The organism is Eubacterium sp. 3_1_31 (assembly GCF_964249515.1).
Lineage (GTDB): Bacteria > Bacillota_I > Bacilli_A > Erysipelotrichales > Erysipelotrichaceae > Longicatena > Longicatena caecimuris.
This window is the reverse complement of record NZ_CAXUBY010000017.1, coordinates 56,739-63,710: the sequence shown is the minus strand read 5'-3', so window position 1 is coordinate 63,710 and position 6,972 is coordinate 56,739. Positions and strand designations below refer to the sequence as shown.

Genomic DNA, 6,972 nt, shown 5'->3' with positions numbered 1-6,972 from the left:
CTTTTACTAGCACTTGTTTTTGTCATGCTTTTTCAATCTTTTTCAAAAATGCTTGACTTCTTAATAGTTAGCTCCTTGATTTTAATATTCCATAATCAAATCAAAAAACAACAATACCACCATCACATATGTAATGCATTATATCGGAAAGACTTGCTAGGATTATTTGATAATCTAGAGAATATGATACCATAGAATGGTTCTATCTTAAACATAAAAGAATCAAGAAACATATCGAAAACGATAACACTATAAACTTTATAAAAAAACTATTGAACAGATAACACTTAACATTCATCAAGCAATCAAAACCCACAAAGACTTTTTCAATTAGATAGAGGTCATGGCTGGCATACTTGTAGCCGTTCAAATTATGCAAAAACAAATGGAAGTTAAGCTAAAACTAAGAATTTTCTATTTATTATCAACGATTTCTCAAGTAATTGATAGATTCTTCTTTTTACTTATGGTTTTATTAATATATATCGTTTTCCATTAAAGTTTTTGATATGAAAGAGGAAACACGATTATCCACAGGAAAGAGAATTTATTATAAATTCGATATACAATCGCATAGGAGGAAACAAGTTTTCGACTTCTTATCGCCGTATGTAAGAAACTGCATACGACGGTGCATAGTATATAAAATATGCTTTAATTGGAACTAACCTGCAGGATTAACTTAATGTTTATTAACTACCTATGCATATTCAGATACTGTGAAACAGATTTGTTTAATAAGCAAATCTGTTTTTTATTACTTTTGACATATCCAAACGCTTGTAGCACAAGAAAAAAAGGCAACATTTGCCTTTTATAAAATCATAAATCCCAGGTCGTTTATAACCTTTCTTGCGACGGCCACCATGTCACTGTTTCCCATGACAACCACACATTGTTTTTCGATATTCACTTCATAATCCACCCGCGTTTCCGCAAGTGCTGCATCAATGCGTTTAGCACTTTCTTCACTATTCAGATTTTTTACCAGCAGGATATTTTTCAACTCGCTCACCTCTATATCGTATTATAGCATATTTCATAAAAAGATATGCTATATTTTGCGCCGTTCAGAAATATTTAAGAAATCGTGATAATTGAATTAGGCATCTATGACCGTACCCTGACTACCAGAGAAGGTTCCCTTAAGATAAATACGAATACCATGTTCTTTTGCATACTCTACACTGCGATCATGCAATACGCGTGACTTCATATTGAGCATTTCATCATAAGTCAATTTATCATATTTTATCGCATAGCTGTTTAGCTTGGGATCATTGTCGTAGACACCATCTACATCGGTATAAATATCCACTTCTTTCAGATCCAGCATATCGGCAAACAGCACAGCACTGTAATCACTGCCTCCACGTCCCAATGTTGTAATATGTCCTTGTGGAGTCATAGAGATAAAGCCACCTACGACTACTACATCATAGTTAGCAAGTGCTTGCTTAACCTTTGTGCCATCCAAACGTAAAACTTTAGCATAATCATAATGATCATCACTGAAAATTCCTGCTTCAAAAAAAGAAAGGGCATGCGCATGAATCCCCATATCTAATAATTCGCTGCACACCTTTAGCGTGGATAGCTGCTCTCCCATGGAAACAAGTCTTGCTTTTTCTTCTTTACTGAGATATTCGCTCCCAAGACTTAATAAAGTATCCGTTGCGTACGCATCCGGATAACGGCCCATGGCAGATACCACCAGCACGATTTTATGTGTCTTCTGATATTCTAAAATATGGCGGTATACATATTTGCGTGTGGCCTCACTGCGCAGGGATGTTCCACCAAATTTCATTACTTTCAGATTCATAACTACCCCTCGCATTCCTTATACCATATGTCACAGCATAAAGATTTGCATGGTCATGTGCCTACTTTAGAAAAGGATGATACAAATAGAAGTCCTGTCTTAAAACGAACAAGCTTTCTTATCACAGAAAAGATTTTTCGTATTCCATTGAAATAAAGTGTCCTAGCCAATATCATAAAGTTTTAAACCAACATAAAAAGGAAGCAGCATTTAGTACACGAAAGAGTCATGACTTTTCTACTTCCTTCCAGGTATCGTTTTCAGCTTTTTACTTTAAGACTTTTACAAAACGTTCTGTTATCTGTTTCGGACGCGTAATAGCACCGCCTACAACCGCACTGTGAACGCCAGCTTCATAAACGGCTGCAAGGTCTTCCGGTGTATTGATCTTGCCTTCAGCTAAAATTGGGGTGTGCAATTCAGCTACTAGTTTTTTCAATAAAGGAATATTTGGCCCATCCACTAAAACAGAATACGGAGTGTAGCCACATAACGTTGTGGATACGCAGTCAAAGCCAATTTTTTCAGCATTGACACATTCTTCAAAGGTTGAACAATCCGCCATAGCCAGTACTCCGTTTTCATGAATATAGGCAACTAGATCTTCCAGTTTTTCTCCATTTGGACGATCACGCAATGTCGCATCCAATGCGATCATCTCACACTTCGTTTCCAACAATTCATCAATTTCCTTTTTTGTCGGTGTAATGTAAATATCGCTGTCCGGATAATTACGTTTTACGATGCCAATAACAGGAAGATCAACTGTTTTCTTTATCTCCATGATATCTTCCTTACTTTGTGCACGAATACCGACAGCACCTCCCTGTTTTGCTGCCAGCGCCATCCTTCCCATAATGAAAGAAGAATGCAGTGGTTCATCAGGCAACGCCTGACAAGATACTACTAAACCGCCTTTAATTTTTTCCAGCATAATTAAAACCTGTCCTTTCTCTTATTACAGTTTCATTATACTTCAAAATTCTTTTTTCGTCTTCCTTTTTTCTACGAGATTATCGAATTCTCATAAAAATTTTTTGCCGTTTTTTTAAGCCATGTAAACAGGCAATTTCTAACTGTCTTTTCTTTCAATGTCCTATACTTTATCAAGACATGCAAACATGCATGCGGTATATCCTGATAAATTAAAAAACACTTTCTGAATAACGTTTGCTAAACTTATTTCTATCCATAGCACACTTCTTTTATGGTATAGCTTTTATGATACTGACATAAATGTTTTAAGACCAAGTAAAAGAAGTAGGAAAGCAACTACCGGAACTGGTATCGTACAAATGAGAAATAATACAAATTTTCTCTTTACTTCCTCTGCATTTTCTTATTTGTAAAACTAGAAATGGAAAAGAAATAAAAATAACCCCCCAATTTATTCATTCGTAATCTCCTAAATTTGTATAATTTGCCATGTGAAATAAAGCATATGTATCACACCTCATAACATGTGTTTTAAAATAGCCTTTTTCAGCATGTTTTTCTATAATGTCTCTTGTTATTTCTAGAACCCTCACTGAATCAGTATCCTCACTGAATCAACGGCAAGTGCCTTATCGCTTATTCTTTCTATTTTGTAAAGTCTTTGTAGCAATGCCGATAACTTCATTCATCCACCTTTTTTATTAAAACATGATTACATGTTGTATTTAATCCTACAAACTGACTTCTGTTTTCTGTTCTGCCAAAACTTTCGTCTTTTCTACCAATTTGTGATACACCGGTTTCATATCTTCTTCTCTTACCCAAGTATCAATTTCTTCTACAGGTATCCATCGAACACCACTATTTTCATCCGCTTTGATGTGTAAATTTTCGGTTTCATCTGCCACACAGGCATAAGTCACATTAAGATGTACATGCGAACTAACAAACTTACCACGTTTTTTATGGGGCGGTACAGGTAGAATATCAATAGCCATAATATGTTCACTTAAAGGTGTAAGCTTAGTTAACCCCGTTTCTTCCATTCCTTCTTTTAAAGCGACATGCAAAGTATCTTCATCCCCATCACAATGGCCGCCGCACCATCCCCAGGAATCATAGATATTATGATAAATCATCAATACCTTGCTCATATCCTGATTCACGATCCAGGGAGAGCTTGTCATATGAGCCATTAAATTTTCTCGGTAAAATATATCATCAAACATCGTCAGATAAGTCATCAATAATTCTTTATCTGCTTCTTCCTGTTCGTTATAAGGATCAAATCCTTTCACTTCCTCTAATAATGTCTTCATTCTTGCGTCCTCCACCATGTATATAAAGCATCTTTATATGCCTTAAAAGCAGTTGGTATCGCATATTGCTGTTCCAACGCTTGCTGTGTACACCATAAGCCATCCAATTTTTCCTTTACCTCTAGTAAATATCCTTGCATATGCCATTCCACATGTGAGAATATATGTTTTGCCGAGCGCAGTTTGATGATTTTATGTATACGTTCATGACCGAGAAAAGCCATAACTTCTTCCTCTTCTCGCTCCCCATCTAACGTGATGAATTCATAAAGCCCTGCTAACAGTCTATCCTCAGCGCGTTGCTGCAGCAGCACTTCCTTTTGATGGACAACGACTAAAATCGTTTTCTTCTCAATCCGCCGTGCTTTCTTTTTCTCTTTTATGGGCAGGCGCTGTGCCTGATGGCTTTGATAACCGATACAGTCTTCTGCTAATGGGCAAATATTACAGCGAGGCATGGCGTTGGGCACACAAATCAATGCACCGATTTCCATCAATGCCTGTGTAAAGGCATCACATCGCTCTATAGGAATATACTCTTTTATAATATTTTGAAACTTTTTCTTTGTACGTTCTTTTAAGATATCATCTTCACTGACAAGAAGGCGGGAAAATACACGCAATACATTTCCATCAACCGCTGGATATGGAAGATGAAAAGCGATACTGGCAATCGCTCCGGCAGTATAATCTCCGATACCGGGCAGTTGTTTTAATAATTCATAGGAATTAGGCAATGAACCGGCATAGTGTTTCACACAGTATTGTGCGCATTTTTTCATATTCTTTACGCGATTGTAATATCCCAGCCCCTCCCAGAGCTTATGTAATTCATCATCATCGGCATTTGCTAGTGCATGCACATCAGGCAATGCATTTACAAAGCGTTCAAAATATGGTTTTACTGCCTCGACACGTGTCTGCTGCAGCATGATTTCACTTACCCACACTCGATAAGGCGTAGGTTCACTCCGCCATGGCAATATGCGTGCATTGGCATCATACCATTCCAATAATGCTTGTACCAAATGTTGTTTATCATGTTTTTCTTTCATGGTTGTATTATAACATTTCTTCATGAAATCACAAAGAAAAAGACCCCTTCTTGATAAAGCAGCATTCTTTTGCTGTCATCTGAATAAGGCGTCTTTTTCTTTTATAGCTATTGTATATAATCGTAGTTCATATAAAACAAAGATCTTGCAATTTTAAAACCAGTTCTTGCAGTAAATGAATAACCCGGTATTCACCTTGCATGTTTTTCTATCTTGTTTCCATGCCATTTAGTGCCTTGCGCAAACGCATGATCTGCTCACTCTTTTACCATAAATACCTGTCCTTATGGTGTACAGATAATCACTTGATCTTATAGGAAATAATTTTCCGGACGTAAACGACATGGTGAACCATAGCTGGAACAAGCATGTGGATCAGCGTACCAACCAACGCCAAAGCTTAAATCCCCACTATTGTTAAACTTATTCAAAGCATCACTCAAACTCATATTTCCAACGCGAATCATTTCCACATGACAGTGTGGCCCGGTACTATTGCCACTGTTTCCTGTATAAGCAATCGTCTGCCCCTGGGCAACCGCAGTTCCGCTAGATACAGCAGTACCTGAGAGATGATAAAAGGAGAAAGCATAAACCACACCATCAACTCTGGTCAGCATGGTTAAGTTATTTCCTGCGGTAGCCGGCACTCCACAATAACTGCCAAAATTATCACCGGATGGAGATGGACAACCACCATATGTCCAAATAACGATACCACTGGCAGGGGCAACAACACGCAAGCCCTGTGCTTGATATGTTCCAAAATCCATTCCTCTATGTACACTGCCATCCGCATATGCCCATGTACCAGCTGAATAATGCCAATTCCCCTGAATTGGTGTGATAAATCCTGTACTTGGTTTTACGCCGTTTCCGTTCCCATTTCCATTATTGCCTTGATTATTATCTTGGGAGTCCCCGTTATGGTCGTTAGAACCATCATTTTTATCCTTATCCGGTTTATCGCTTGTTTCATCATCAAATTGTGCAGCCAAAGAAGTATCTACCTTTGGGATACTCATCTGCGCCATCTGCGTCTTGATTTTCTGATCCAGCAGTTGCTCTTCCTGTTTACGATATGCGCTCATTAATTTTTCATTAACTTCCTTTATGGCTTCCGCTTTTTCCTTCTGGTCCTTTAATCCTTGCTCCTGCACTTTCAGCAATTCCTTTTGCTGTTGGACTACTTCTTTATCTTCCTTCAATTTCGCTTTTTCTTTATTTAATGTTTTGATCTGATCAGATTCATAGGAATTCAGCTGTCCAAGAATCTCTGAACGACGCAGTAAATCAGCAAAGCTGTCTGCCCCCATCAAAAAGTCTATAAAGTTATTACTGCCAATATAAGGCTGCATCTCAATCAGGCGTTCACGCATCATCTTGTCACGTTCTTGAATATCTTCCGTTTTTTCTTTAATTTTCACATTCATCTTGGCAATGGATGCTTCCGTTTTAGCAATGGCGTTTTCCACACTGGCCATTTCCGCATTGATCTTGGCAACCTGTTTATGATTGCTTCGTAGCTTCTCTCCAATGGATTCCATGCTTCCTTTCACATTACTCAGCTGTTTTTTAATACCATCAATCTCTGAGGATAGATTTTTACTTTTCTGCTGCAAATATTCTTTATAAGCAATACATTCTTGCTGCGTTGCTTTATCGGTAATATATGCACATTTTTTATTCATTTCCGCTTCACGGCCTGCAAAACTTTCCGCCTCTAGGGGACAAGAAGCCATTACGACCATGAACAGACATGCAACAATCATTAAAATTTTTCTCTTCATATCAAATCCTCCTCTTTTTATCACGAAGTAAATGTTAAGGTCGATAA

At 37.7% G+C, this 6,972-nt stretch carries 7 protein-coding genes; 1 reads left to right on the top strand and 6 read right to left on the bottom strand.

Annotated elements, in window-relative coordinates; translation table 11 throughout:
• The coding region (locus ACESSZ_RS08680; RefSeq protein ID WP_499842755.1) for a hypothetical protein at window positions 1–195 on the top strand (195 nt) is incomplete at its 5' end.
• 619 nt (window positions 196–814) lie between these two features.
• Here ACESSZ_RS08680 and ACESSZ_RS08675 read toward each other — a convergent pair.
• The 6 genes from ACESSZ_RS08675 to ACESSZ_RS08650 form a co-directional block, all read right to left on the bottom strand.
• Window positions 815–1,015 (bottom strand): hypothetical protein, encoded by a 201-nt coding sequence (locus ACESSZ_RS08675; protein WP_008979725.1) that lies wholly within the window; start codon window positions 1,013–1,015, stop codon window positions 815–817.
• 87 nt (window positions 1,016–1,102) lie between these two features.
• Window positions 1,103–1,825 (bottom strand): aspartate kinase, encoded by a 723-nt coding sequence (locus ACESSZ_RS08670; RefSeq protein WP_008689887.1) that lies wholly within the window; start codon window positions 1,823–1,825, stop codon window positions 1,103–1,105.
• 268 nt (window positions 1,826–2,093) lie between these two features.
• Window positions 2,094–2,759 (bottom strand): N-acetylmannosamine-6-phosphate 2-epimerase, encoded by a 666-nt coding sequence (locus ACESSZ_RS08665; RefSeq protein ID WP_008689888.1) that lies wholly within the window; start codon window positions 2,757–2,759, stop codon window positions 2,094–2,096.
• A 733-nt stretch (window positions 2,760–3,492) separates the two neighbouring features.
• The gene (locus ACESSZ_RS08660; RefSeq protein ID WP_008689890.1) at window positions 3,493–4,080 is read right to left on the bottom strand and encodes an NUDIX hydrolase; all 588 of its coding nucleotides are present in this window, start codon (window positions 4,078–4,080) and stop codon (window positions 3,493–3,495) included.
• Complete coding sequence (gene mutY / locus ACESSZ_RS08655) at window positions 4,077–5,159, bottom strand: A/G-specific adenine glycosylase (protein ID WP_008689892.1); 1,083 nt, start codon at window positions 5,157–5,159, stop codon at window positions 4,077–4,079. The genes ACESSZ_RS08660 and mutY overlap by 4 nt, the downstream gene beginning before the upstream one ends.
• Before the next feature lie 287 nt (window positions 5,160–5,446).
• Window positions 5,447–6,925 (bottom strand): murein hydrolase activator EnvC family protein, encoded by a 1,479-nt coding sequence (locus ACESSZ_RS08650; protein ID WP_008689893.1) that lies wholly within the window; start codon window positions 6,923–6,925, stop codon window positions 5,447–5,449.
• Window positions 6,926–6,972 lie beyond the last annotated feature (47 nt).